The sequence below is a fragment of the Citromicrobium bathyomarinum genome (assembly GCF_021021475.1).
Classification (GTDB): domain Bacteria; phylum Pseudomonadota; class Alphaproteobacteria; order Sphingomonadales; family Sphingomonadaceae; genus Alteriqipengyuania; species Alteriqipengyuania bathyomarina.
This window is the reverse complement of the sequence record NZ_JAINWL010000002.1, coordinates 287,988-312,418: the sequence shown is the minus strand read 5'-3', so window position 1 is coordinate 312,418 and position 24,431 is coordinate 287,988. Positions and strand designations below refer to the sequence as shown.

The 24,431-nt window shown below is 64.4% G+C and carries 27 protein-coding genes; 7 read left to right on the top strand and 20 right to left on the bottom strand.

Going from position 1 to position 24,431, the window contains the following annotated elements; translation table 11 throughout:
* Positions 1-28: 28 nt before the first annotated feature.
* The 17 genes from K7H93_RS09530 to hisB all read right to left on the bottom strand — a co-directional run bounded on the left by K7H93_RS09530 (position 29) and on the right by hisB (position 13,771).
* A complete protein-coding gene (locus K7H93_RS09530) occupies positions 29-2,386 on the bottom strand; it encodes a TonB-dependent receptor (protein ID WP_029140378.1) in 2,358 nt (785 codons plus the stop codon).
* A 188-nt stretch (positions 2,387-2,574) separates the two neighbouring features.
* A complete protein-coding gene (locus K7H93_RS09525) occupies positions 2,575-3,828 on the bottom strand; it encodes a hypothetical protein (RefSeq protein WP_230783416.1) in 1,254 nt (417 codons plus the stop codon).
* A 34-nt stretch (positions 3,829-3,862) separates the two neighbouring features.
* Positions 3,863-4,303, bottom strand: a complete 441-nt coding sequence (locus K7H93_RS09520) for a hypothetical protein (RefSeq protein ID WP_230783415.1) — start codon at positions 4,301-4,303, stop codon at positions 3,863-3,865.
* Between the two features lie 142 nt (positions 4,304-4,445).
* The gene (locus tag K7H93_RS09515; RefSeq protein WP_054524964.1) at positions 4,446-4,979 is read right to left on the bottom strand and encodes a J domain-containing protein; all 534 of its coding nucleotides are present in this window, start codon (positions 4,977-4,979) and stop codon (positions 4,446-4,448) included.
* Between the two features lie 137 nt (positions 4,980-5,116).
* Positions 5,117-5,623 (bottom strand): peptidoglycan-associated lipoprotein Pal, encoded by a 507-nt coding sequence (gene pal, locus K7H93_RS09510; protein WP_010236294.1) that lies wholly within the window; start codon positions 5,621-5,623, stop codon positions 5,117-5,119.
* Between the two features lie 73 nt (positions 5,624-5,696).
* The gene (tolB, locus tag K7H93_RS09505) at positions 5,697-7,100 is read right to left on the bottom strand and encodes a Tol-Pal system beta propeller repeat protein TolB (protein ID WP_230783414.1); all 1,404 of its coding nucleotides are present in this window, start codon (positions 7,098-7,100) and stop codon (positions 5,697-5,699) included.
* Complete coding sequence (locus K7H93_RS09500; RefSeq protein ID WP_230783413.1) at positions 7,097-7,918, bottom strand: TonB C-terminal domain-containing protein; 822 nt, start codon at positions 7,916-7,918, stop codon at positions 7,097-7,099. Before K7H93_RS09500 ends, tolB begins: the two co-directional genes overlap by 4 nt.
* Positions 7,919-7,930: 12 nt before the next feature.
* A complete protein-coding gene (locus K7H93_RS09495; RefSeq protein WP_230783412.1) occupies positions 7,931-8,374 on the bottom strand; it encodes an ExbD/TolR family protein in 444 nt (147 codons plus the stop codon).
* Between the two features lie 106 nt (positions 8,375-8,480).
* The gene (gene tolQ, locus K7H93_RS09490; RefSeq protein WP_230783411.1) at positions 8,481-9,194 is read right to left on the bottom strand and encodes a protein TolQ; all 714 of its coding nucleotides are present in this window, start codon (positions 9,192-9,194) and stop codon (positions 8,481-8,483) included.
* Positions 9,195-9,689 carry a YbgC/FadM family acyl-CoA thioesterase gene (locus tag K7H93_RS09485; protein WP_230783410.1) on the bottom strand — a complete coding sequence of 165 codons (495 nt, stop codon included), beginning with the start codon at positions 9,687-9,689 and terminating at the stop codon, positions 9,195-9,197.
* 106 nt (positions 9,690-9,795) lie between these two features.
* The gene (locus K7H93_RS09480; RefSeq protein WP_230783409.1) at positions 9,796-10,170 is read right to left on the bottom strand and encodes a histidine triad nucleotide-binding protein; all 375 of its coding nucleotides are present in this window, start codon (positions 10,168-10,170) and stop codon (positions 9,796-9,798) included.
* Positions 10,160-10,498 carry a phosphoribosyl-ATP diphosphatase gene (locus K7H93_RS09475; protein WP_230783408.1) on the bottom strand — a complete coding sequence of 113 codons (339 nt, stop codon included), beginning with the start codon at positions 10,496-10,498 and terminating at the stop codon, positions 10,160-10,162. The genes K7H93_RS09480 and K7H93_RS09475 overlap by 11 nt, the downstream gene beginning before the upstream one ends.
* Positions 10,499-10,532: 34 nt before the next feature.
* Positions 10,533-11,321: an imidazole glycerol phosphate synthase subunit HisF gene (hisF, locus tag K7H93_RS09470; protein ID WP_230783407.1), complete on the bottom strand. Its 789-nt coding sequence runs from the start codon at positions 11,319-11,321 to the stop codon at positions 10,533-10,535.
* Complete coding sequence (locus K7H93_RS09465; RefSeq protein ID WP_230783406.1) at positions 11,318-11,575, bottom strand: hypothetical protein; 258 nt, start codon at positions 11,573-11,575, stop codon at positions 11,318-11,320. Before K7H93_RS09465 ends, hisF begins: the two co-directional genes overlap by 4 nt.
* A gap of 169 nt (positions 11,576-11,744) precedes the next feature.
* Entirely contained in the window at positions 11,745-12,470 is a 726-nt protein-coding gene (gene hisA, locus K7H93_RS09460; protein WP_230783405.1) for a 1-(5-phosphoribosyl)-5-[(5-phosphoribosylamino)methylideneamino]imidazole-4-carboxamide isomerase, read from the bottom strand.
* Between the two features lie 97 nt (positions 12,471-12,567).
* Positions 12,568-13,185, bottom strand: a complete 618-nt coding sequence (hisH, locus tag K7H93_RS09455; RefSeq protein ID WP_230783404.1) for an imidazole glycerol phosphate synthase subunit HisH — start codon at positions 13,183-13,185, stop codon at positions 12,568-12,570.
* Complete coding sequence (gene hisB, locus K7H93_RS09450; RefSeq protein ID WP_230783403.1) at positions 13,178-13,771, bottom strand: imidazoleglycerol-phosphate dehydratase HisB; 594 nt, start codon at positions 13,769-13,771, stop codon at positions 13,178-13,180. Before hisB ends, hisH begins: the two co-directional genes overlap by 8 nt.
* An 85-nt stretch (positions 13,772-13,856) precedes the next feature.
* Between hisB and K7H93_RS09445 the strand changes: the two genes are divergently transcribed.
* The 4 genes from K7H93_RS09445 (at position 13,857) to K7H93_RS09430 (ending at position 16,594) form a co-directional block, all read left to right on the top strand.
* Positions 13,857-14,369 (top strand): SspB family protein, encoded by a 513-nt coding sequence (locus K7H93_RS09445; RefSeq protein ID WP_010236326.1) that lies wholly within the window; start codon positions 13,857-13,859, stop codon positions 14,367-14,369.
* A 57-nt stretch (positions 14,370-14,426) separates the two neighbouring features.
* Positions 14,427-14,825, top strand: a complete 399-nt coding sequence (locus K7H93_RS09440; protein WP_010236329.1) for a hypothetical protein — start codon at positions 14,427-14,429, stop codon at positions 14,823-14,825.
* A 66-nt stretch (positions 14,826-14,891) separates the two neighbouring features.
* Positions 14,892-15,557 (top strand): guanylate kinase, encoded by a 666-nt coding sequence (gene gmk, locus K7H93_RS09435; protein ID WP_010236332.1) that lies wholly within the window; start codon positions 14,892-14,894, stop codon positions 15,555-15,557.
* A gap of 83 nt (positions 15,558-15,640) precedes the next feature.
* Positions 15,641-16,594 carry a DUF1499 domain-containing protein gene (locus tag K7H93_RS09430; protein ID WP_230783402.1) on the top strand — a complete coding sequence of 318 codons (954 nt, stop codon included), beginning with the start codon at positions 15,641-15,643 and terminating at the stop codon, positions 16,592-16,594.
* Positions 16,595-16,670: 76 nt separating this feature from the next.
* On the opposite strand, the gene K7H93_RS09425 is transcribed toward K7H93_RS09430, so the two are convergent.
* From K7H93_RS09425 to K7H93_RS09415, 3 genes are all read right to left on the bottom strand, one after another.
* On the bottom strand, positions 16,671-17,477 hold the full coding sequence (locus K7H93_RS09425; protein ID WP_054525389.1) for an SDR family NAD(P)-dependent oxidoreductase: 807 nt from the start codon (positions 17,475-17,477) through the stop codon (positions 16,671-16,673).
* Between the two features lie 123 nt (positions 17,478-17,600).
* Positions 17,601-18,740 carry an acyl-CoA dehydrogenase family protein gene (locus K7H93_RS09420; RefSeq protein WP_230783401.1) on the bottom strand — a complete coding sequence of 380 codons (1,140 nt, stop codon included), beginning with the start codon at positions 18,738-18,740 and terminating at the stop codon, positions 17,601-17,603.
* Between the two features lie 137 nt (positions 18,741-18,877).
* A complete protein-coding gene (locus tag K7H93_RS09415; protein ID WP_010236342.1) occupies positions 18,878-20,056 on the bottom strand; it encodes an acyl-CoA dehydrogenase family protein in 1,179 nt (392 codons plus the stop codon).
* Between the two features lie 228 nt (positions 20,057-20,284).
* Between K7H93_RS09415 and K7H93_RS09410 the strand changes: the two genes are divergently transcribed.
* From K7H93_RS09410 to K7H93_RS09400, 3 genes are all read left to right on the top strand, one after another.
* Positions 20,285-21,721, top strand: a complete 1,437-nt coding sequence (locus K7H93_RS09410; RefSeq protein ID WP_230783400.1) for an MFS transporter — start codon at positions 20,285-20,287, stop codon at positions 21,719-21,721.
* A gap of 111 nt (positions 21,722-21,832) precedes the next feature.
* Positions 21,833-23,125: an acyl-CoA dehydrogenase family protein gene (locus K7H93_RS09405; RefSeq protein WP_230783399.1), complete on the top strand. Its 1,293-nt coding sequence runs from the start codon at positions 21,833-21,835 to the stop codon at positions 23,123-23,125.
* Positions 23,126-23,194: 69 nt separating this feature from the next.
* Positions 23,195-24,280 carry a Zn-dependent alcohol dehydrogenase gene (locus K7H93_RS09400; protein WP_230783398.1) on the top strand — a complete coding sequence of 362 codons (1,086 nt, stop codon included), beginning with the start codon at positions 23,195-23,197 and terminating at the stop codon, positions 24,278-24,280.
* Positions 24,281-24,431: the final 151 nt, after the last annotated feature.

Sequence of the window (24,431 nt, the reverse complement as noted above, 5' to 3'; positions counted from 1 at the left end):
GGCTGCAAGGCCCCCGCCCATTTTTATATCAGCGCCCGAAACGCGCAGTCAGCTCGACCCCGAACAGGCGTGGCTCTGCGGGGATGAAGGTCGGCACGTTGAACGAACCGCCGGTGTTGCCCGCGTCGAGCAGATAATCCTCGTCGAAAGCGTTGCGGATAAACCCTGCGATCTCGAACCGGTCGTCGGCGAAGGATACGCCCGCCCGCGCGTTGACCAGCGTGACCGGCCCCTGCGAGATCAGCGGATCATTCGGCACTTCGAAGAAGATCCGGCTGCGGTAGGTGATGCTGGGGGTGGCGAACAGACGCGCGCCATTGCCCAGCGGATAGTCGATCGTGAAGCCGCCCGCCGCCTGCCACTCGGGCTGAAGGCGGAAACGTGCACCCGAATATTCGGGCGAGTATGCGCCGTCCTCGTCGATCCCGCCGCTGATATAGCCGACATTGCCGAAAATACTCAGCCAGTCGGTCGCCTGCACCGCGAGTTCCGCCTCGACACCCAGGTTCGATGCCGAACCCGCGCTGGCGGTGATGAAGGAGCCGAGGTTGTCGGGGTCTGCCACGGAAACCTGGAAGTTGTCGTAGACCTGATAATAGACCCCCAGCGATCCGGAGATCGGTCCGGCGCCCAGCTTCAGGCCGCCTTCATAGTTCCACACGGTTTCCTCGGGGATGACGGGCTGCACACCGCCTGCATTGACCGGCACCACCGGCGAACGGCGGCCCTTCGAGACCGTCGCGAACACGTTTACGAACGGATTGATGCGATAGAGGATGTTGAAGCGCGGCAGCACGGCGGTAAAGCTGTCTTCACCGGTGATGGTCTGCCCGCCGGTGTCGACCTGACCGGGGATCAGCGGCGCGCCGCTCAGCACCGAATTGGGCACCGTGGCGGTGAAGCCCGACTTGCGCTCCTCGATCAGGATCCGCGCACCCGCCGTCAGTTCGATGCTCGGGGTCGGGATGTAGGTCACGTCGCCGAACATCGAATAGCTGGTGTTTGTGCCCTGGTTCTCGAACACGGAAGCGTAGGGAATCGCGGTCGCTGCGCCACCCGTCGCAAGCTGGGTCACCACGCTGGCAGGCACGCTACCGTCAGGCGCAACACAAGGAATGCCGGGGATCAGCGGCGCACCGAACAGCGAGCTCAGGCACTGCAGGAAGGTACCCTCTTCGGTGGAGAAAGGCACGTTTTGGCGTCCCTTCTCGGCAAAAACGTTCCAGCCGAACGACGCGCGCCAGCTCGGGTCCGCATAGCTGAAGCGGCCTTCGTGGCTGAACTGGTGCCCGGTCGCGATTTCCGCGAATTCGAGGAACGGCGCTGCCGAGCCGTCGGCGTCGAACACCTCGGCGCTGTCGAATTCGCGGTAGCCGTTCACTGTAGTGAAGGTGAGCGAGTCGTTCAGTTCCACCTGTGCGGTCAGGTTGATGTCGTAGACTTCGCGGTTGAGGCCCAGCTGGTCATCGCCCAGCGCCGCCGCCGAATAAGGCGAACCGGCGAGGTTCGCGGGTTCGAAAGCGTTGGCCGGGCCACCCGGCGCTCCGGCAAAGGCCGGGAACGTGCCCGAGATGAACGGCGTGCCGCCATTGCGCTGCTGGTCGTAGGTGCCGACCAGGTCGACAGTCACGAAGGGGCTGGGCGTGAAGCGCAGCGATCCGCGAACGCCGAACTGGTCCTTGGCGTAAAGCTCTTCGTCCTGATTGGTCGCGAGGTTCTCGACGTAGCCATCACGCTTGCGCCATTCGAATGCCACGCGGCCCGCGATCACATCCGACCCTGCGTTGACGAAGCCCGACAGCAGCGTGGCGTCGTAATTGCCGTAGCCGCCGGTCATCTCGGCGGAGAAGCCGGGCTTCGGCTTGGCGGAGACGAGGCTGATCGCGCCGACAGCGCTGGCGGTGCCGAACAGGGTCGCCTGCGGGCCCTTGATGACCTCGACGCGCTCCAGATCGTAGATCGCCTGGTACGACCCGCGCGAGCGCGAGATATCGACGCCGTTGTAATAGAGCGTCACGCGCGGCCCCTGCTGGGCCGAACCGCTGTCCGAAGTGATGCCGCGGATGACGATGCCGGGGTTGTTGGCGCTCTGTTCCTGGATGTTGAGGCCGGGGACATAGTTCGACAGCTCGTCGAGATCGGTGACGCCCAGATTGGCAATCTGATCTCCGCTCAGGGCGCTGATGGTGATCGGCACGTCGAGCGCGCGCTGTTCGATCTTCTGCGCGGTGACAACGATCATGTTGCCGGTTTCTTCGGTGATTTCCTCCTCGCCGGTGGCTTCATCGGCAGGCTCGACCGGGGCCTGGGCGAGGGCGGCGACGGGCGACAGCGCGGCGGTGCCGAGCAAGACGAGACGGAGGATGGAAACGGAAGAAGAACGCATGGTGAGACCCTTTATGCTGCGATTGCGAAGGGTCGTTAGGGCCAGTGTGTTACCGATCCACTGCGCCGAGGTTACGCTTTGGTGAACCTGCCAGGTGAGAAGCCGTAGTCCTTATCCTGGTGCAGCTCCGCAACAGCGGGGGCGAACGGGTGGCTCATGGCAAGAGGCATGCCGCGCCTCTAAATCGGCTAGACCAAGATGACGGGTTCGGCGGTCCACCCGAGCTGATCATCCGGAAACATCGGCATGATTGGCGCAATCGGACTGCCGGCCGCTGGTTCGTATCCCGAAGCGAATATCATATCGAGTGACACGTCGGGCGTATTGGCGGCGTAGAATTGCGGGATGTCGGTGATGCTCAAGTCCTGATTGATGACGACCACCTGATCGCCGACCGTAACACTCTGCCAGGCACCGCGCAGAAAAAAGTTTACGATCGTCACAGCATTATGTTCCGCGTCGAGATTATCGAAGGTAATCCGGAGATTGTCTCCCTCGCGACCCACGGAGATATCATCAACGCTGACGTCGGCTTCGTAGATCAGGCCATTCAGGGCGGTGGTTCCATAGAGAACTTTATTCCCGTGCGGGGACACCGTGATCGTTCCGAAGTGGGAGCCATCGACCAGAATGACGTCGTTCCCCGCTCCTGTTTCGAGGAAAAAACTCGAATAGTGAGTTCCCCCTGTCACATCCGGAATCTGGAAGAGATTGTTCCCATCCGTGCCGATCCCGTTGATCTTGTATGGGGTAAGCTGCCCATGAGGGGGCGCCGTCAGGGAGAGATCTACTATTGAGCTTTCAAGATAGTCGGTCGGATCGAAATCGTCGAACAGGTCGTCGCGAAACCGGCGTTCGCCGCTGAATTCCTCGCCGGGGGCGTGCTGCCGGAACGTACTGGTACCCGGTCTCTGCGTGAGATGCATCAATTCGTGGCCGAGAACCTCGATAAACGACAAGTCATCGTACAGCGGATCATCAAGCCTGTTTCCGACAATCGTAATCACCGCAGTCGAGTCGGGAAGAAAACTCTGGTCCCCGTTCGGCATCTGTATCGCCTGAAACTCAGCCTCTCCGACGTCATTCCCGAAATCGGAAGGAGCAACCTCGGTCAGATTGATTTCTAGGGTAACATTGAGTTCGGCCATTTCTCGAAAAGCTTGGGCGAGCGAATCGTTTTCCGAAGAGTTAGCCAGCGCTGCCATGATGGCCGCAATCTGCTCAGGCGACGCACCCTCGATGGTGGTCTCCGGGCGCCCGTCCTTCTTGCCAATGACGACGATATCGTCCGTATCCACGGAGATGCCTGACAGGTCGAAGGACGAAAAATTGACCGTAGGAACGAACGCCCCCAGATACTCTGCACCGTATAGTCCACTGATCGACGTCGTCCCATAGGACCCGGTGACCGTGATGGTATTTCCGCTGACATTTGTGGGCATTGAGCCTGACCTCCCAAGGTCACTGATCACATGGTCAATCTACGACGCGATCTTCGAGACTTTCGATCAAGTCCGAAGATATCTCGATTTTGGCGAAAGCTGCCTGGCATTCGGTCTGGACGAAAGTTCCATCCTCGAGCCGCGACAGAGCAAGAAAGGCAATCTCGCCTTCGTCATAGTCCAGCTGCCGATTGCGCGAGCCTAGGACCACGACGCCTTCGTTTGTGAAAGGCTGTAGTGCAATCCGGTCGAACTCGCCCTTCAAAGCAAGGAGCACGACATATTGTTGAGAAATAGCACTGCCCGTTTGAGCATTCTCTATTCTACGAACAAAACCAACAAAATCCGATTCATCGAAAACGCGCTCGACCGCAATTTTTGGGTCCGATTCAAAAAAATTTGAAATACCACAGCGCGCATAGGCACCTTGATGGCAAAAGAATAGTAAAAGCGCGAGCAGCTTCAGCGCCTTCATACCGACCCCTTCAGATACTCAATTCGTCAGGAACAGAAAATTCGCATATTTTTGTTTCAGTGCCATTTCATCCAGCCCATTGGATTTTGCGGTGATTTAGAAACCACCGAGCCAGACACTCTTCCCACTAGTCGGCAGAAGCCTAGCCGTGCCATTCGCGCCGCGCTTCTGCGGCTTTGAGCACCTCGTAGGAGACCTGCAGCTTCTGGAATTCTGCGGCGGCTTCCTTGTCGCCCGGCTTCACGTCGGGATGGACGGTCTTCGCCTTTTCGCGCCAGGCGCGCTTGATGGTAGCGAAATCGGCATCGGATTCGAGACCCAGCGCATCGAGCGCGCGCATCTCGTCTGCCGAGCGCGATCCGTCGCCCGATCCGCCCCAGCTATAATGCGAGGCTTCGGCATAGCCTGCATTGTCGCGCTGTTCGGTGCGTGCGCGTTCGGCCGCCTCAGCCTTTTCCAGACCTTCGAAATAGTCCCACTTGGAATTATATTCCGCCGCATGCTTCTGGCAGAAATACCAGCGATCCGGGTTGTTGGGGGATTTGGGTGCGGGGCAGTCGCCGCGCTCGTCGCAGCCGTGGCGATCGCACAGGCGCACGGTCGCGGCCTCGCGGCTTTCCTCGTAGCCGCGCCAGCGCGGGAAACCCCAATCGTTCGATCTGCGCGGTTTTGCCATTGGTTCAATCTAGAGCGATCGCCCGCGCCCGCAACCTCGCAAACCGGTCTTCGAGGCTCTTCGCGCCACTACAGCGCAAAAGAAAAGGCGGGCGGCCCGCAAGCCACCCGCCCTTCCCGAAATACGACGCTCGCCGCCTAGTTGACGACGACGGTCACCGCGCGGCGGTTCTTGGCCCATGCCTCGGGCGTGGAAGCGGTCGCGACCGGGCGTTCCTCGCCATAGCTGACCGTGCGGATGCGGTTGGCGGCAATGCCCAGGCTGACGAGGTAGTTCTTGGCCGAGTTCGCGCGGCGCTCACCCAGAGCGAGGTTGTATTCGCGCGTGCCGCGTTCGTCCGCGTGGCCTTCGATCGTCACGGTGATGTTCGGGTACTGCGACATGTACTGCGCCTGCGTCTGCAGCGCGGCGGCATCGGCGGTGTCGATGTTGTAGCGGTCGGTGTCGAAATAGATCACGTTCTGGCCGTTCACCGCGCGCACGAAGTGCTCCTGCGTGCCGACGCCGGGCCCGCCGGTATTGCCGCCAGTGGTCGGCTGACTCACGCCCGGCTCGGGCGGGAGCTGTTCGGGTGCGGGCGACTTGCACGCCGCCAGCGACACGGTGGCCGAAAGGACGATCGCTGCTGCAATACGAGAATTCATAGGTCTCTCCTCACAAAATTGCCTTCATTCGTCGGTGCGACCCCACGAAAGAGCATCTGTTTTTCCTAACGCCTCAGGGCAGAATCGGGCCCCATGCCGGGTCCGATGCATCCACCGGAGTGGGCAGACGGCGCAGATTCTCGCCAGTCAGGTCCACCTGATAGATCGCGGTGCGGCCCGTGTTCCGCTCGGTGCGGAAGAACTGGAGGATGCGGCCATTGGGTGCCCAGGTGGGGGCCTCGTCCTGCCAGCCGTCCGTCAGCTTGCGGAAGTTCTTCCCGTCGGGGCTCATCGTGGCGATGTTGAAGTCGCCCGGGATGTAGGTGAACGCGATCTGGTCGCCGCGCGGGCTCCATTCGGGCGTTGCCGCACGGCCACCGAAGAAGGTGATCCGCCGCTGGTTCGATCCGTCGGCATTCATCATGTAAATCTGCTGCGCGCCCGAACGGTCGCTTTCGAACACGATCCGCGTGCCGTCGGGCGAGTAGGACCCGCCTACGTCGATGCCCGGCGCATCGGTCAGCCGCTCGCTCGGCCCGCCATTGGCGGAGACGCGGTAGATGTCCGTATTGCCGTTGACCGCCATCGAATAGAGCACCCAGCGCCCGTCCGGGCTCCAGCGCGGAGCGAAGGTAGGGTTGGCGCTTTCGGTGACCAGCGTCTGCCGCCCGGTGCCGATGTCGTAGACGTAGATGCGCGGATTGCCGTCGACATAGCTGAGATACATCAGCTTGCGGTAATCGGGCGAGTAACGCGGGGTCAGCGCGGTCGCGCGGCCGGTGGTGATGAAGCGGTGGTTGGCCCCGTCGCTGTCCATGATCGCGAGCCGCTTGGTCCGGTTATCCTTCGGGCCGGTCTCCGCGATATAGGCGATCCGGCTGTCGAAGAATGGGCTTTCCCCGGTCAGGCGCGAATAGACGAGGTCGGCGCACTTGTGCGCCGCACGCCGCCAGTCGGACGGCGGAACGACCCAGCCCGAGCGCGCGAGCTCGTCGCTGAGCGCAACGTCATACAGATAGCAGCCGACCACCAGCTTGCCGTCGGCGCGCGGGCGGACATAGCCCTGAACCAGCATTTCCGCGCCGCGCATACGCCACATGTTCCACACCGGATCGGTGATCTGCGGGTAGTTCGGCCTGGGCAGCGCGTCCGGCCCGGTGGGGGCGAAAAGGCCGTTGTTCTGCAGATCGGCCGTAATCACCCGGGCCAGCTCCGCACCCAGCGCGGCGGTGCCCTGCGCATTGGCGGCGGTAGGCACGTCGCGCTCCGCGGCGAAGGCCGGGATCGCGAGTTGCAGATCGTCGAGGCTGCCTTCGAAGGAGACGTTGACCGACAGGCCCCCGTCTTCATCGCCATCGCCCGGCGTCGGCACGGTTTCGACCTCGCCACCCACCGGCGGGGCACTGCCCAGGTCTTCGTTCTGCGCGAGGACCGGCGAAGCAATCAGCAGGGCCAGGCTAGCCAGCAAGAATCTCATTGAGCGAGTCTCCAATCGAGGTTGGCAGTCACCGACTTCCAAGCATTATAATATTCGGGCGGCAAATCGAAGGGGGCGGCCAGTTGCACCGCGCGGATGGCCTGTTCAGCATGTCGTTCGGCCTGCGCGCGGTTGGTCTGGTTGACCCCGGTCTGGCGCACCAGACGTGGACGCCCCTTCAGCGATCCGTCTTCGTTGAGCTGGAAAGAAATGTAGCTGACGATCTGTTCCACGTCGGGCCCGCTGGGCGGCTGCCAGTGCGGCTTGATCTGGCGCGAGATCGCCGCAGCGATACTGGCCTTCGCGCTGTTGCCGATCTGCGAAGCGGGAATGCGCGTGTCGGTCGAGGTCGAAGAGCTGCCCGATCCGGCGAGAAAATCGTCGCCGACGCGGCTGCCGCCCGAACGGGTCGGCTCGGCGCTGGGGCGCGGCTGCGGGCGTGGGCGCGGTTGCGCGGTCGCTCGGGGACTCGGCCGCGGCTGCGGGCGGCTGGTCGCGCGCGCGGTCGGCTGCGGACGCGGGGCGGGCGCAGGAGCGGTGGTGGGTTGCGGCAGCGGCGGCGGGGGTACGTATTCGATCGGCGGCGAAACCTGCTCGCCCAGCTCCGGCGCGACCGAGGCCTGCGCTTCCTGAACGGGATCGGGCGAGGTCGAAGTCGTCCCGACATCTTCCGCGAAATTGACCGTGATGCGTTGCGGCTCGGGCAGCTTTTCGCGCGTGGTACCCTGCACCAGCAGCACCGCAATCAGCGCGGCGTGCAGCGCGATCGCGACGATCAGCGCAATGGCATCGAGGCCGGTATGCTGTTTCGCGTCCATCGAGCCTGTGAGCTAGATCGAGTCGCTTGAACTGTTGGTGACCAGCGAGATCGAGTTGCAGCCCATCCGGTTGAGCTCGCCCATCACGCCCATCACGCGCCCGTAATCGAGCGTCTTGTCGGCGCGCAGAACCACCTCACGCTCGGAACAGGCAACGCCTTCGCTGGCCGTGGCGAGCGCCGCGCCCAGATCGCCCTGCGGCACTGCGGATTCGCCGACATAGATCGTGCCATCGCCCGCAATCGACACGTTGAGCGGTTCCTCGTCCTGCGGCAGCGCGTTGGCGCGGCTGTCCGGCAGGTCGACCGGTACGCCTGCGGTCAGCAGCGGCGCGGTGACCATGAAGATGATCAGCAGCACCAGCATCACGTCGACCAGCGGGGTAACGTTGATCTCCGCCATCGGCGCGCGCTTGGCGTTGCGCCCGCGCTTATGGGAATGGACGCCCATCGCCATCAGAGTTCTCCCTCGCGGTGCCGGCCCACACCCCCGCCCGGCCAACCCATGGCATTATCCTGTTGGGTTGGCCGGGCGGGGGTGTGGGCCGGTGCCGAATAAAACATCAAACCCGCTCCAGCTCGCGGCCGAGGTTCGCGTTGAACCGGTCGGCGAAGCGCTGGAGGATCGCTTCGTAGCGGTTCACGCTGGCCGAGAAGCGGTTGTAGGCGATCACTGCGGGGATCGCGGCGAACAGGCCGATCGCGGTCGCGAACAGCGCCTCGGAAATCCCCGGCGCGACCACCGCGAGCGAGGAATTGTTCTGCGCACCGATCTGGAAGAAGCTGTTCATGATGCCCCAAACGGTGCCGAACAGGCCCACGAAGGGCGCAACCGAGCCCAGCGTGGCGAGGAAGGTCAGCCGGTTGGCCATCCGGTCCGCTTCTTCGGCAACATGGCTGTCCATCACGGCGGCGATGCGGCCCTGCGCACCGCGCACGTCTTTCACCCCGCCCTTGGTCGACTTCTTCCACTCGGTGATCGCACCCCATGCGATACGCGCGGGCGCGACATCCTGGTTGCGGTAGGCATCGAGCGTTTGCTCGTAGTTTTCCGAGGCCCAGAAATCCTGTTCGAACTTGCGTGCGCGCTTCTTAGCGCCGCCGATCTTCATCGCGACCGAGATGATGATCATCCAGCTCCAGATCGAGGCGAGCAGCAGCGCAGCCATCACCGCCTTGACCACGATATCGGCGTCCATGAACAGCTTGACCGGCTCCAGCCGGGTCGGCGGAACGGGCATTGTCGCGGCGGCGGCAAGCAGGTCGGAAAGAATCATTCAGGCATGCTCCCCAAGAGAACTGGTATCGGAACTGGTATCGAGAATTCGGGTGAAGGCTTGCCGCCATGCATCGGGCTGGCGGCGCGGGCGGCCATTGGGCGCGACGAAGCCGACCCGGAAGGTCGCGCTGCAAATCGTCTCGCCATCGCGTTTCGCCTCCTGCACCATGCGCACGCTCGCTGCCTTGAGTTCGCTGCACCGCGTATGAATGACGATGTCGTCGTCGAGCAGCGCAGGCCGAAGATAGCGCATCTGCACATCGGCCACGGCATAGGCACCTTCGCCCGCTTCGATCGCGGCGCGCTGGTCGATCTCCAGCATCCGCAGCACATCGGAACGCGCACGTTCGAACCAGCGCAGGTAGTTGGCGTGATAGACGATGCCGGAAAGATCGGTGTCTTCATAATAGACCCGCACCGCATAGAGGTGCAGCGAGCCGTCGAACACGCCACCGGGCGGCGTTGGGCGGACAGGATCGGGTGCGTCGGTCATGCAGGGCACGCCTTTACCGGAAAGCTGTTCGGAGCGGCAATCACATTCAAGCGGACTGTCGCACGGTGGGAGCGGTTCGCCCGCCGCGCCAGAAGAAGCGGTCCGATCAGGCGATCATCCGCCCCAGCTTCTGCCCGCCGAAGATGTGGACGTGGAAATGCGGCACTTCCTGCCCGCCATTCTCACCCACATTGGCCAGCAGGCGATAGCCGGGCTCGACCAGCCCTTTCGCGCGCGCCACGGTGCCGACCGCGCGAACCAGCCCGGCAATCTCCTCGTCCGATGCCTTCTGCGCAAAATCGTCCCAGCTGACATACCTGCCCTTGGGGATCACCAGCGTGTGGATTTCGGCCTGCGGAGCAATATCCTCGAACGCGAAGGCCCAGTCGTCCTCGTACACCTTGGTGCAGGGGATCTCGCCGCGCAGGAGCTTGGCGAAGATATTGTCGTCGTCGTAGGGTGCGGTCGGATCAATCGGCATCGCTCGTCTCCTCCTGGCTCTCGCGGCTGGCCTTCTCCTCGATCCCCGAGATGCCCTCGCGCCGGTCGAGTTCGGCGAGCACGTCGTCCAGCGCGATCCCGCGGTCGGCCAGCAACACCATCAGGTGGAACAGCACGTCGGCGGCTTCGCCGACCAGTTCCTCGTCACTGCCCGAAAGCCCGGCGACCACCGCCTCGACCGCTTCCTCGCCCAGCTTGCGCGCCATCTTGGGCCGCCCGTCGCGCTTGAGCAGAGCGACATAGCTGGTTTCGGGATCGCAATTGCGACGTTCAAGGATCACCTTTTCCAGGCGAGCGAGAGTTTCCATCCAGACGGTCCTCTTTCTGGTTATACGTGACGCCTCAACCGTGCGTCCCTGCGTAGGGTTCCGGGTGGCGCGCAGGCAAGCCCGCCGCGCGTAGCGCGTCCTGCGCCTCGGCAATAGTATGCTGCCCGAAATGGAAGATGCTGGCGGCCAGCACCGCGCTGGCATGGCCCTCGCGCACACCGGCTACCATGTGATCCAGCGTGCCGACCCCGCCACTGGCGATCACCGGCACATCGACCGCATCGGCGATCATCCGCGTCAGTTCTAGGTCGTAGCCATCCTTGGTCCCGTCGCGATCCATCGAGGTGACGAGCAGTTCGCCCGCGCCCAGCTGCGCCAGCTTCGTGGCGTGTTCGAGCGCGTCGATCCCGGTCGCGCGGCGGCCGCCGTGGGTGAATATCTCGTAGCGCCCGCTTTCGCCGCGCCGGGCGTCGACCGAGGCGACCACGCACTGGCTGCCCATGCGCTGCGCGATATCGTCGACCAGTTCGGGCCGCGCCACGGCGGCGGAATTGATAGCGACCTTGTCAGCGCCTGCCAGCAGCAGCGTGCGCGCATCCTCGACGCTGCGCACCCCGCCACCCACGGTCAGCGGCATGAAGCAGACTTCGGCGGTACGCCGGACGATATCGGCCAGCGTCGCGCGTCCTTCATGGCTCGCGGAAATGTCGAGGAAGCACAGCTCGTCCGCGCCCGCGAGGTCGTAGGCATGCGCCTGCTCGACCGGATCGCCCGCATCGCGCAGGTCGACGAAATTGACGCCCTTGACCACGCGGCCCTCGGCCACGTCGAGACAGGGGATCACGCGGATACGAACGGTCATGTCATGTGCTTTTCGTTGGCGACGGTCGGTGCCTGGTCTCCGGTGAAGGTCGATGGCGCAACCTGCCCCGCCAGCCAGAACATCCCGAACGCCATGTTGATGTAGAGGACGATCGCGAACCAGAAGCGGCTCGGGTCTTCATCCTTCTTGCTCAGCCGGAATTTGCCCAGCGCGGTCTTGCCCCGCACCGCGTCGACCGCGGCGATGACCAGCATCACCAAGGTGGCGATCAGCGCGATATCGACGAAGGTCATGGGGCCATCCCCCCTCTCCAACTTCGGCTAGGACCTGGCAGGTCCAAGCCTGCGTATCCTCTCCCGCAAGGGGAGAGGATGGATGCGGCACAATTCCCTCTCCCCCTGTGGGAGAGGATAGCGCAGCTTGCCGCGTCTGCGGCTAGCGAAGCTTGGTGAGGGGGCTGGATCACACCGCCCCCACACGCAGCGCCTCTGCCAGATTCAGCCTCCCGTCGTACAGCGCGCGGCCGGTAATCACGCCTTCGATACCTTCCGCGGCGTGCGGTGCGAGGGCGCGGATATCCTCGATGTCAGCGACGCCGCCGCTGGCGATGACAGGCAGCGACTGCGCCTTGGCCAGCGCCAAAGTCGCCTCGACGTTGCAGCCCTTGAGCAGTCCGTCGCGGCCGATATCGGTGAACAGCAGCGCGGCGACGCCTGCATCCTCGAATCGGCGCGCCAGGTCTTCTACTGGCAGGTCGGAAACGCTCGCCCAGCCCTCGGTCGCGACCATGCCGTCGCGAGCATCGACTGCGACCACCACGCGGCCCGGATGATCCGCCGCCAGCGCCTTGACCAGCTCGGGGTCCTTCAGCGCCGCGGTCCCGATGACCACCCGCGCCACGCCCAGCTCGAGCCAGCGCTCCGCGCCTTCGCGCGTGCGGATGCCTCCGCCCAGCTGCACCTTGCCGGGGAAGCGCTTAAGGATGGATTCGACCGCATGCGCGTTGACCGCCTCGCCGGCGAAGGCGCCGTCGAGGTCGACCACGTGCAGCCAGCTCGCGCCAGCTTCGGCAAAGCGCGCGGCTTGTTCGCCGGGGTCGTCGCCGTAAATGGTCGCGCGGTCCATATCGCCTTCGGCGAGGCGGACGACATTGCCGCCCTTGAGGTCGATAGCGGGGAAGATGATCATGCGTTTGTCTCGATTGTCGTCACCCCCGCGAAGGCGGGGGTCTCCGGCCGCTGGTAGAAGGTTAGCGGGATTCCCGCCTTCGCGGGAATGACGGGAGTTAGGGCTTCCACTTCAAAAACCTCTCGAGCAGCGCCAGCCCGTAGGCCTGGCTCTTCTCCGGGTGAAACTGCACGCCGAGAATGTTGCCGCGCGCGACCGCCGCCGTCACCGATCCGCCGTGATCGGTACGCGCGGCAACGTGCGCGTGGTCGGCGACATCGAAGGCGTAGGAATGCAGGAAATAGGCCTCGCCCGGGTGGATCAGCCCGCTCGCATCGTCGGCAACGACCACGTCGTTCCAGCCCATATGCGGCACCTTCACGTGTTCGGACGGCTCGAGCGCGCGCACCTCGCCGCCGATCCAGCCGAGCCCCGGCGTCTCGCCATGCTCCAGCCCCTTGTCGGCGAGCAATTGCATGCCGACGCAGATGCCGAGGAAGGGCACGCCGTCCTTGAGCACGCGCCCTTCCAGCGCCTCGATCATTCCGGGCAGGCTGGCAAGGCCTTCGTAGCAGGCGGCAAACGCGCCCACGCCAGGCAGCACGATCCGCTCCGCCTTCGCCAGCGCATCCCCATCCGAAACCAGTGCGACATCCGCGCCGACCCGCCTGAGCGCGTTTTCGACCGAATGCAGGTTCCCGGCACCGTAATCGATCAGCGCGACACGATCAGCCACCCAGGATGCCCTTGGTGGAAGGAATGGCCCCGCCCTTGCGCGGGTCGATCTCAACCGCCTGCCGCATCGCGCGGGCGAAGCCCTTGTAGATCGCCTCGCAGATATGGTGGTTGTTGCTGCCGTACAGCAGCTCGACGTGCAGGGTCAGCCCGGCGGTCTGCGCGACCGACTGGAACCAGTGCTCGATCAGTTCGGTGTCCCACTCGCCCAGCTTGGTCTGGCTAAAGCCCGCGCGCCACACGCACCAGGGCCGCCCCGAGATATCCAGCGCAACCCGCGCCAAAGTCTCGTCCATCGGCGAATAGGCGGTGCCGTAGCGCCCAATCCCGCCCTTGTCGCCCAGCGCCTGCGTCAGTGCCTGGCCCAGCGCGATCGCGCTGTCTTCGGTGGTATGATGCTGGTCGACATGCAGGTCGCCATCGACCTTCATCTCCACATCGATCAGCGAATGGCGGGAGAACTGCTCGACCATATGGTCGAGAAAGCCGATCCCCGTCGCCACCTCGTAGGTGCCGGTACCATCAAGGTTCACCGCCACGCGGATGCGCGTTTCCTTGGTATCGCGCTCTATCAGACCGGTTCGCATGGGGACGCGCGCTATCCGTGACCGGGGCTGCGCGCAAGCATTCTGCGCTTGACCATACGCGCGCTCGCCGCCACCTAGCCACGTGATGAGTGACGATGCGCCCGATAGCCTGATCCCCTACGACCAGATCGTGCAGGAGGCCCTGCGCGCCGTGGTCGGCAGCGTGCTTGGTGAAATCGAGGCGGGCGGCGGTACGCTGCCCGGCAACCACCATTTCTACATCACCTTCAAGACCGGCGTGCCCGGGGTCGAGATACCCGACCATCTGCGGGAGCGTTTTCCGGACGAGATGACGATCGTCCTGCAGAACAAGTTCTGGGATCTAAACGTGACCGAAGTGGGCTTTTCGGTCGGGCTCAGCTTCAACCAGCGATCCTCGCATCTGGTGGTGCCGTTCTCCGCGATCACCGCCTTCGTCGATCCGGCGGTCGATTTCGGTCTGCAGTTCCAGGCGACCGAGGTGGAGGACTACCCCACCCCGACCGATGCCGCAGGAAACGACGGGTCGGACGATGCGGAACGCGATCCGCGCGAGGCCGTTACCAAGAACGAAGACGGCTCGAACGTCGTCACGGTCGATTTCGGCCGCAAGAAGTAACGCTCCGCACACACTCGTCAGCGCGTCCGGAGCCTGCAAGCCAGGGGGCCTGACCAGATGAGCAAACGCCGCGAGGAACTGCGCCGCAAGGTCGCCCGCGGACAGGCACGCGCCCGCGGCGAAGCGGTGCCGGGCCTCTCCCCCAATCCGGCAGCCAACCTGATCATGGCCAACGCGATCGTGCGCACCGGATCGATCCTGCTGCGCCGGGCCGTCGACAAGCGCATGCTGCGCGGGCGTTATGGCAAGGATACCGCCGAAGCCGCAGCAGAGAACCAGGGACTGGGATCGACGCTGACCGCACTCGCCCTGTCCAAGGTCGCTGCGCGCTCCTCCACCGGCGCGGTGGTGGTCGGCGGCGGAATGCTGGCCAAGGCGCTGTACGACCGGCGGCAGGCCAAGAAGGCGCGGGCCAAGGGCGATGCGCAGATTCTGGAAGACGCCGCCGACGCGTAAGCGCGCACGCACCCTTTACGGATTTAGCCGACGCGAAGGGTTGATCTGACCCGCCCGGACGGGCCAATGGCGGATATGCCCGACTCCTCCTCCCACTCGCACGAGACCGACACGCTTCATCGCAGGGGCGTCATGTTCATCCTCTCCTCGCCTTCCGGCGCGGGCAAAACGACGCTGTCGCGCATGCTGCTTGCCTCGGACGAGGAGATCATGCTGTCGGTCTCCGCCACCACGCGCGCCCCGCGCGAGGGCGAGGTGGATGGCAAGGACTATCACTTCGTCAGCAACGAAGAGTTCGACCGGCTGGTGGAAGAAGACGGGTTCTACGAATGGGCGCCCGTGTTCGGCAATCGCTACGGCACGCCCAAGGGCCACATCCGCGAAGGGCTGAAGCGCGGGCAGGATTACCTGTTCGACATCGACTGGCAGGGCACGCAGCAGCTTTACCAGAAAGACCAGCAGGACACGGTCAGCGTGTTCATCCTGCCGCCCAGCCTCGAGGAACTGCACCGCCGCCTGACCGCCCGCGCGCTCGACAGCGAAGAGGTGGTCAACAGCCGGATGGAACGCGCGCGCGCCGAAATCAGCCACTGGGCCGAATACGACTATGTCGTGATCAACGACAATGTCGATGCGTGCTTCACCAAGGTGCGCGAGATCCTGCACGCCGAACGCATGAAGCGCACGCGCCAGACCGGGCTGATCCCCTTCGTGCGCGAATTGATGGGGTAGCGCTGGCTCTGCCCCGGCAGCTCTGCCAGTAAGAGCGGACCAATGCGGGCGTTGCCCCAATGCGCATCGAGGAGACTGGCCTGATGACTGATAACGGCTCGACCACTCGCGACGAAGATGTCCCTCCTCTGAGCGACGCGGTGACGCAGGACGAAGATGTTGCGCAGGGCGGCCATGCTTCCGCCAGCGTCCCCTCCAGCCACGACGGGGCGAGCGACGCGGCAGACAATTCGTCGAAGTCGCGCGGTCGCTCCAAATTGGGCTGGATGCTCGGGGTCGTTGGCATCGCCGCGCTGCTGACGATGCTCGCCATGATCGCCGTCAGTGCGCTTGGCGGTATCGCATGGCGACAGGCCGTCTCTATCGTCATGTACGCGGGCCTTGCGGGGCTCATCGCGGTCGTCCTGCTGCTCGCTTTCATCTTTCGTCGGCGAAAGACAGGCAAATCGGCCTTCGAGTTGCCGGTCATCGCCGGTCTCGCCGGTGGCGCGGTCGCGGCTGTCTATGCCGCAAGCTGGGGCCTTGCATGGATTGGCCACCCCGCGATCCACGATATCTCGACCGACCTAGCCGATCCGCCGCAATTCAGAAGCCTCACCGTGCGGCCCGACAATTTCGACGACATTCCCGGCGCGGGCGACAGCGACATGACCGGCCTCAATCCGCGCCAGCGCTGGGCCGCGGTGCATCAGGACGCTTATCCCGACATCCGTTCCGTCCGGATCGATGCGCAGCCTGCGGCGGTGCTCGCCAAAGCACAGCGATTGGCGGAGGACCGCGGCTGGACGATTGCGCCGGGTGACAGCGACACCACGCTGGAAGCACAGGGGCGCGATACCCTGCTGGGTGTCGACTTCATCTTCATCCTGCGCGCCCTTCCGGCGCAGGATGACCGCGCGAGCCTGATCGATGTGCGGATGGTGACGCGTGAGGGCCGGTCCGATTACGGCGTGCTCGCCCCGATCGTGCGGACATTCCTGGCGGATCTCTCGGGTACCACCACTGCGTTGCAGGAAGGGACGACACCGGCAGGCTGACGGCCGGGCAAGCGTGCCCCCGGCAGGCGATCTAAGGGGCCGGCGTCCACTTGCCGCCCGCCCCGTGCCGCTGCGCCTAATCGCCCGACGGATCGACGAAGTTGCCCGCGCCGATATTGGCGTTGACCACGCCGCCGTCGATCGGGATCGTCGTGCCGACGACATAGTCGCCAGCCCGGCTGAGCAGGTAGATCGCGCCTGCGGCCATGTCTTCGGTCACGCCCACCCGCTTGCTGGGGATGCCGCGCTTTACCAGTTCCTCGTTGTCGCGTGCAGCGCGGTTCATCGCGCTGGGGAAAGCACCCGGACCGATCCCGTTGACCACGATGTTGTGGCCGATCAGCTCGGCAGCCATGCGGCGGGTGAGGTGGATCAGCCCGGCCTTGCTCGCCTGATAGGGATAGGTCGGCCACGGGTTGGTCTTCATCCCGTCGATGCTGGCGATCATCAGCACTTTGGCCGGACGCTCAGCCGTGCCTGCCTTCTTGAGCAGCGGCAGCAGCTTCTGGGTGAGGAAGAACGGCGTCTTGAGGTTGAGGTCCATCGTGCGGTGCCAGCCGGCCTCGCTGAACTCCTCGAAGGGTTCGCCCCATGCGGCGCCCGCGTTGTTCACCAGCAGGTCGAGCTTGTCCTCGCGGCTCGCGAGTTCGTCGGCCAGCGCCTTGATTCCGTCCATCTGGCTGAGATCGCCGACCAGGCCGATGACCTTGTCGCCCAGTTCGGCGGCGGTCTCGTCGACCTGCTCCTTCTTGCGCGCGACGATATAGACCTTCGCGCAGCCCGCTTCGAGCAGGCCTTCGACGATCATGCGCCCGATCCCGCGGCTGCCGCCGGTGACCAGCGCGATCTTGCCTTCGAGACCGAAAAGGTCGGTGAGTTTCATCATGACAGAAATCCTTTCTTCGTCATTGCGAGGAGCCGCAGGCGACGCGGCAATCCATGACGCAGGTCCCTGGATTGCTTCGCTACGCTCGCAATGACGAGGGACTTTTCAACATATTGAGGTCTAATATCCGCTCAGTTCCGCCACGCGGCCCGCGTGGTAGTACATGTCGCCGAGGAATTCCTGCAGCGCACGGTCGCGCTTCATGTAGAGGCCGATATCGTATTCGTCGGTCATCCCGATGCCGCCGTGCATCTGCACGCCTTCCTTGACCGCGAGGCCCGCCGCCTTGGCGACCTTGGCCTTGGCGACCGAGGTCATCAGCTCGGCCTGCTCGCTGCCCGCATCGAGCAGCTGCGCTGCCTTGATGGTCACCGCACGGGCGATCTCGACTTCGGAATAGAGGTGGGCGGCGCGGTGCTGCAGGGCCTGGAAGCTGCCGATCAGCTGCCCGAACTGCTTGCGCTGCTTGAGATAGTCGACCGTCATATCCATCGCGCCGCGTGCGACACCTACGCCTTCCGCCGACGCGCCGACGCGGCCTGCGCGCAGCATGGCGTTCAGGATCTCGCGCCCGCCGTCGACTTCGCCGATCACGGCGTCGCCATCCAGCTCCACCCCGTCGAAGGTGATGTGGCTGGCCATCGAGCTGTCGACCAGCCGCACGCTGTCGTGGCTCATTCCGCTCGCGTCCTGCGGCACCGCAAACAGCGTGATCCCGTCGGCATCGCTATCGCTGCCCGAGGTGCGCGCGGCGACCACGATCATCTCGGCGCTGGCGCCGTAGACCACGAAGTCCTTCTTGCCGCTCAGCTTGAAGCCATTGCCCGACTTCTCTGCCTTGCAGGCGATCTTTTCGGGCCGGTGCTTGGGGCCTTCGTCGATCGCGACGGCATAGACGTTCTTGCCCGCGACCAGATCGGGCAGCCAGCGGCCGCGCGTGTCGTCGCTGCCATGCTTGAGCGCGGTCGCGGCGAGAACCGAGGAGCTGAGGAAGGGCGACGGGGTAAGGTTCGCGCCGATTTCCTCGAGCACGATGTTCGCCTCGACCTGGCCCATGCCCAGCCCGCCGTCCTCTTCGGGAAGCAGGATGCCGGTGAAGCCCATCTCGCCGAACTGCTCCCACAAGCCATGGCCGAAGCCGTCCTTGCAGTCGCGGTCGCGCCAGTGGCGCAGCTGCTTGGCAATGCTGCCTTCTTCGCGGATGAAATCGCTGGCGCTGTCGGCCAGCATCGCCTGATCGTCGTCGTAATAAAGTGGCATCTCTTACTCCCTCTCCCCTTCAGGGGAGAGGGCCGGGGAGTGGGGACTGGCCCTTCCCGGCCCTTAAAGTTCATGATCCAGGGAGCGTAGCCGCCCCCTCTCCCAACCCTCTCCCCCAAGGGAGAGGGCTTTTCTCGTTACGCGCCCGGCAGTTCGAGTATGCGCTTGGCGACCACGTTGAGCATCACCTCGCTGGTGCCGCCCTCGATCGAGTTCGCCTTGGTACGCAGCCAGCTGCGGGCGGGCTTGCCGTGCTCGGTCTCTTCGCTTTCCCATTCGAGAGCGTGGCTGCCGCCGGCCGCCATCAGCAGCTCGTGCCGGCGCTTGTTGAGCTCGGTCCCGGCATATTTGAGCATGTTGGGCTGCGCAGGGTGGCCCTTGCCCACCTTCACCTCGTCGAGGAACTTCTCGCTCATCGCGGTAAACGCCAGCGCATCGACATCGAACAGCGCCATTTCGGCGCGCAGCACGGGGTCGAGCTCGCCCTGGCGGCTGGTCACCGCGCCCAGCGAAGAGGCGCGGTCGCCGCCGCCGGTGGCGGAGATCATCTCGCGCTCGTGGCCCAGCAGGTACTTCGCGACATCCCACCCGCGATTGATCTCGCCGACATAGGCCGGGATATCCTCTCCGTATGACTTGGGAACCTTCACATCGTCCATGAAGGTTTCGCAGAAGGGCGAGTTGCCGCTGATCAGCTTGATCGGCTTGGTCGAGACGCCGTCGCCTGCCATGTCGAACAGCATGAAGGTGATGCCCTGGTACTTGTTGTCCTTGTCCGTACGGACGAGGCAGAAGATCCAGTCGGCTTCGTCGGCGTAGGAGGTCCAGATCTTCTGGCCGTTGACGATCCAGTGATCGCCCTTATCCTCGCCAAAAGTCTGCATCGAGACGAGGTCCGATCCGCTTCCCGGCTCGCTATAGCCCTGGCACCAGCGAATCTCGCCGCGCGCGATCTCGTTGAGGAAGCGCTGCTTCTGGCCTTCGGTGCCGAAGTGCAGCAGCGCCGGGCCGAGCATCCAGATGCCGAAGCTGTGCAGCGGGCTGCGCGCGTCGATTCGCGCCATTTCCTCGCGCAACACCTTGGCTTCTGCGGGCGAAAGCCCCGCGCCGCCATATTCCTTTGGCCATGCCGGGACGGTGTAGCCCTTGTCGCGGCACGCCTCGAACCAGGCCTTCTGCGCCTCGTTCTTGAAGGTGGCGTTACGCCCGCCCCAATAAACGTCTTTCTCGTCTTCGGCGGGCTTGCGCATTTCGGGCGGGCAGTTGGCTTCGAGCCAGCTGCGCGTTTCCGCGCGGAATTGCTCCAGATCGGCCATGTATCTCTCTCCTCGGGATGCGGCGGAGCGGTGTGAGACTCTCGCCGCCGGTGCTTTTGCTGACGCCTACGTAAGGCCAAGCGAGGCTCCGCCGCAAGCGTACTTTCGTAAAACCGGTATGCCGTAGCGGCAGAGCGATTGCGCTTGCGCGCCCGCCCGCAACCCCTACTGTTCCGTAAACGTCAAAGGCGGCGCAAAGAAGCTCCGCACGGGAGAGATTCGCACTTCATGGCCTTCACGCAAGGACCGGTTCCGCTTCGCATCAAGCTGATTCAGGGCGTGGGAGCGATGGCCTTCGGAGTGAAGGACAGCGGCTTTTCCTTCTTCCTGCTGATCTTCTACAATCAGGTGCTGGGCATGGACGCGGGGCTGGTGGGCCTCGCGCTGGCACTGGCTTTGCTGGTCGACGCGGTCGCGGATCCATTCATCGGCTATTTCTCCGACCGGACCTATACCAAGTGGGGCCGCCGTCTCCCGTGGCTCTACATCGCACCCTTTCCGCTCGCAGTGGCGTGGATCATGCTGTGGTCCCCGCCCGGCGGTGAGGCGCCCAGCTTCCTCGGCCTGCTGGGCATTGCGGTCGGTGTGCGGCTGCTCTTGTCTGCCTGCGAGGTGCCTCAGGTGAGCCTCGTGCCCGAGATCACGACCGACTACGACGAGCGGACCACGCTGTTCCGTTACCGCTATCTGATGGGATGGAGCGGCGGGATCGTGATGATGATCCTCGCCTACACCGTGTTCATGCGCGGGCCCGACGGGATCCTGGAAGCGGACGGCTATGTCGGCTTCGGAATCGCAGGCGGGCTGCTGATGATAGCCTCGGTCATCGGGTCGGCGATCGGTCTGCACGCGCTGGTGGCGCATCCTCCGCCCGATCGCCCGCCGCCATTCCGGTGGCTCGACGCTTTTGCCGAGATCAAGCAGGCTTTCAGCGAGAAGGCGTTCCTGATCTTCGCCGCGGGCGCCATGGCGGCCTATATCAGCCAGGGCACGACCTTCTCCATCTCGCAATATGTCAACGCCTTCGTCTGGCAGTTCGACGAGCGCGCCTTTCAGGCCTACCCCGTGGTGCTGTTCTTCAGCGCGCTGCTGATGTTCGTCGTGGTGAGCCCGCTGCACCGGCGCCTCGGCAAGCCGCATACGGCCGCCTATGGTGCGCTGGCGGCGTTCGGGTTTGCCTTCACGCCCTACGCCCTGTTTCTGGCTGGTGCGTGGCCGGAGGCCGGAACGTTGCCGTCGACCGCCCTGTTCTATTGCTTCCTGTTCCTCGGCAACACCTCCGGGATCGTGTCGATGATCTCCGCCACGTCGATGGTCGCCGAAATCATCGAGGTGTACGAGGAACGCACGGGCGAGAGGGCCGAAGGCAAGTTCTATGCGGGCAACTGGCTGATCCAGAAATGCGCGACGGGCGCAGGGATTTTCATTTCCGGGCAAATCATCGCGCTGGCGCAACTGCCCACCGACGCGCGGCCCGGCACGGTATCGATGGAGGTGCTGACCCCGATGATCCTGCTCTACGGTCTCGTCTCGCTGATACTTGCCGCTACGGCCGCCTTCTGGCTGGCGCGGTTCCCCATCACGCGGGAGAGCCACGAGGCACGGCTCGCCCTGCTCGACGATGCGGCGCGCACCGATCCGACGGGAGAAGTTTTGCGTCCCTGAGGACCCACAACACGACGATTGCGGGGTTGGCGCAGGCGCGCGGCTCTGCCACGAGGCGTTTCGACTGCATACCTGATATTCGAAGATAGACCGAAGCAAGAGAGGCAAGACATGGATTTCCAACCGACCGAACGGCAAAGCCACTGGCGCGACCGGGTGCGCGACTTCATCGAGAAGGAAGTGCGCCCCGCCGTCCCCACCTACAAGGCGCAGGACGCCGAGGGCGATCGCTGGAAAGTCATCCCCGTGGTCGAGGAGCTGAAGGAAAAGGCCAAGGCCAAGGGCCTGTGGAACATGTTCATGCCCCCGCGCAATGACAGCCACCATCATGTCGATGAGACCTTCGAGTTCGAAGGCCCCGGCCTCACCAACCTCGAATATGCGATGGTCGCCGAGGAACTGGGCCGCATCGGCTTCGCCAGCGAAACGATGAACTGCTCTGCTCCCGACACCGGCAACATGGAAGTGCTCCACCGCTACGGCACACGAGAGCAGAAGGAACAGTGGCTGGCCCCGCTGATGGCCGGCGAAATCCGCAGCGCCTTCCTGATGACCGAACCGCAGGTCGCCAGCTCGGATGCGACCAACATCGAAACCTCGATCATCCGCGAAGGTGACGAATACGTCATCAACGGGCGCAAGTGGTGGTCCAGCGGTGCGGGCGATCCGCGCTGCAAGGTCGCGATCGTCATGGGCAAGAGTGATACCAGCGCCCAGCGCCACCAGCAGCAGTCGATGATCCTCATGCCGCTGGACGCGGAAGGCGTGACCATCGAGCGCCACCTGCCCGTGTTCGGCTATGACGATGCCCCGCACGGCCACATGGAAATCAGCCTCAACAACGTGCGCGTTCCCGCCTCGGCCATGCTGCTGGGCGAAGGGCGCGGGTTCGAGATCGCGCAAGGCCGCCTCGGGCCGGGCCGCATCCATCACTGCATGCGCACCATCGGCGTCGCCGAGGAAGCGCTGGAGAAGATGTGCAAGCGGCTGCAGGCGCGCGAAGCCTTCGGCAAGCCGATCTACAAGCACTCGATCTGGGAACAGCGCGTCGCGCAGGCCCGTATCGACATCGAGATGACGCGCCTGCTCTGCCTCAAGGCGGCCGACATGATGGACAAGGTCGGCAACAAGGCCGCCAAACAGGAAATCGCGATGATCAAGGTCGCCGCGCCGACCATGGCTCTGAAAATCATCGACGATGCGATCCAGGCGCATGGCGGTGCCGGCGTGTCCGACGATTTCGGCCTCGCGCAAGCCTACGCCCACCAGCGCACCCTGCGCCTGGCGGACGGCCCGGACGAGGTTCACGCACGCTCCATCGCGCGCATGGAATTCGCCCGGCACGCGCCGAGCGAGGACGAGATGGAAACCTACAGCTCGGGCGACATGGGCGCGACGCGCTAACGCCCAAAGCAACACTACCGCTCGCCCTGACAGGCTCAGGGCGAGCGGAAAAATCACACGGAGTTGAGAATGGCGAAGGCTGCAATCCTCGAAAAGCCCGGCGAACCGATGGTGATCGGCGAGATCGAACTTGCCGAACCCGCCCCGCACGAGGTTCTGATCGACACCAGGGCGTGCGGCCTGTGCCATTCGGACCTGCACTTCATCGACGGTGCCTATCCGCATGCGCTGCCGCTGGTGCCCGGGCACGAAGCGGCGGGCGTGGTCCGCGCGGTGGGCAGCGAAGTGACGATGGTGAAGCCGGGCGACCATGTCGTCTCGTGCCTCAGCGCGTTCTGCGGCCAGTGCGAATTCTGCGTCACCGGCCGCATGGCGCTGTGCCTCGGTCAGGGAACCCGGCGCGGCAAGGGTGCGGCCTCGCGCCTTTCCCGGGGCGGCGAGCCTGTGCAGCAGTTGCTCAACCTGTCCGCCTTTGCCGAACAGATGCTGATCCACGAACATGCCTGCGTGGCGATCGACAAGGATATGCCGTTCGACCGGGCTGCCGTGCTCGGCTGCGCGGTGACCACCGGTGCGGGCACCATCTTCAACGCGATCAAGCTGACGCCGGGTGAGAGCGTCGCGGTGATCGGCTGCGGCGGCGTCGGCCTTGCAGCGATCAACGCGGCCAAGATCGCGGGCGCAGGCATGATTATCGCCGCCGACCCGCTGCCCGAGAAGCGCGCGCTCGCCGAAACGCTGGGCGCGACACACACGATCGACGCGCTGGCGGAAGATGCCGCTTCGCAGATCGTCAAGCTGTCGGGTGGCGGCGTGCATTACGGCATCGAAGCGGTCGGACGGCAGGCGAGCGCGGATCTCGCGGTCGCATCGCTGCGGCGCGGCGGCACCGCCGTGGTCCTCGGCATGATGCCGCTGGACTGCAGGGTCGGGCTCGGCGCGATGGACCTGCTCGGCGGCAAGAAGCTGATGGGCGCGATCATGGGGATGAACCACTTCCCGGTCGATCTGCCGCGCCTCGTCGACTTCTACCTGCGCGGCCTGCTCGACCTCGACACGATCATTGCCGAACGGATCGCACTGGAAGACATCAACGCCGGGTTCGACAAGCTTCGCGAAGGGCACAGCGCCCGCAGCATCGTGGTGTTCGACTGACGGTTACGGGACCGCGCCTGTCCTACACCGGGCTGGCGCGCTAAAACCTGCGTCGGACAGATCATTCGGCGCAGGGTGATGAATTTTGAAAGGTGACACTTGCCGCTCTCGTTTGCGGTCCGGCCCGGCGAAATAGTGCGACTGCACGCGA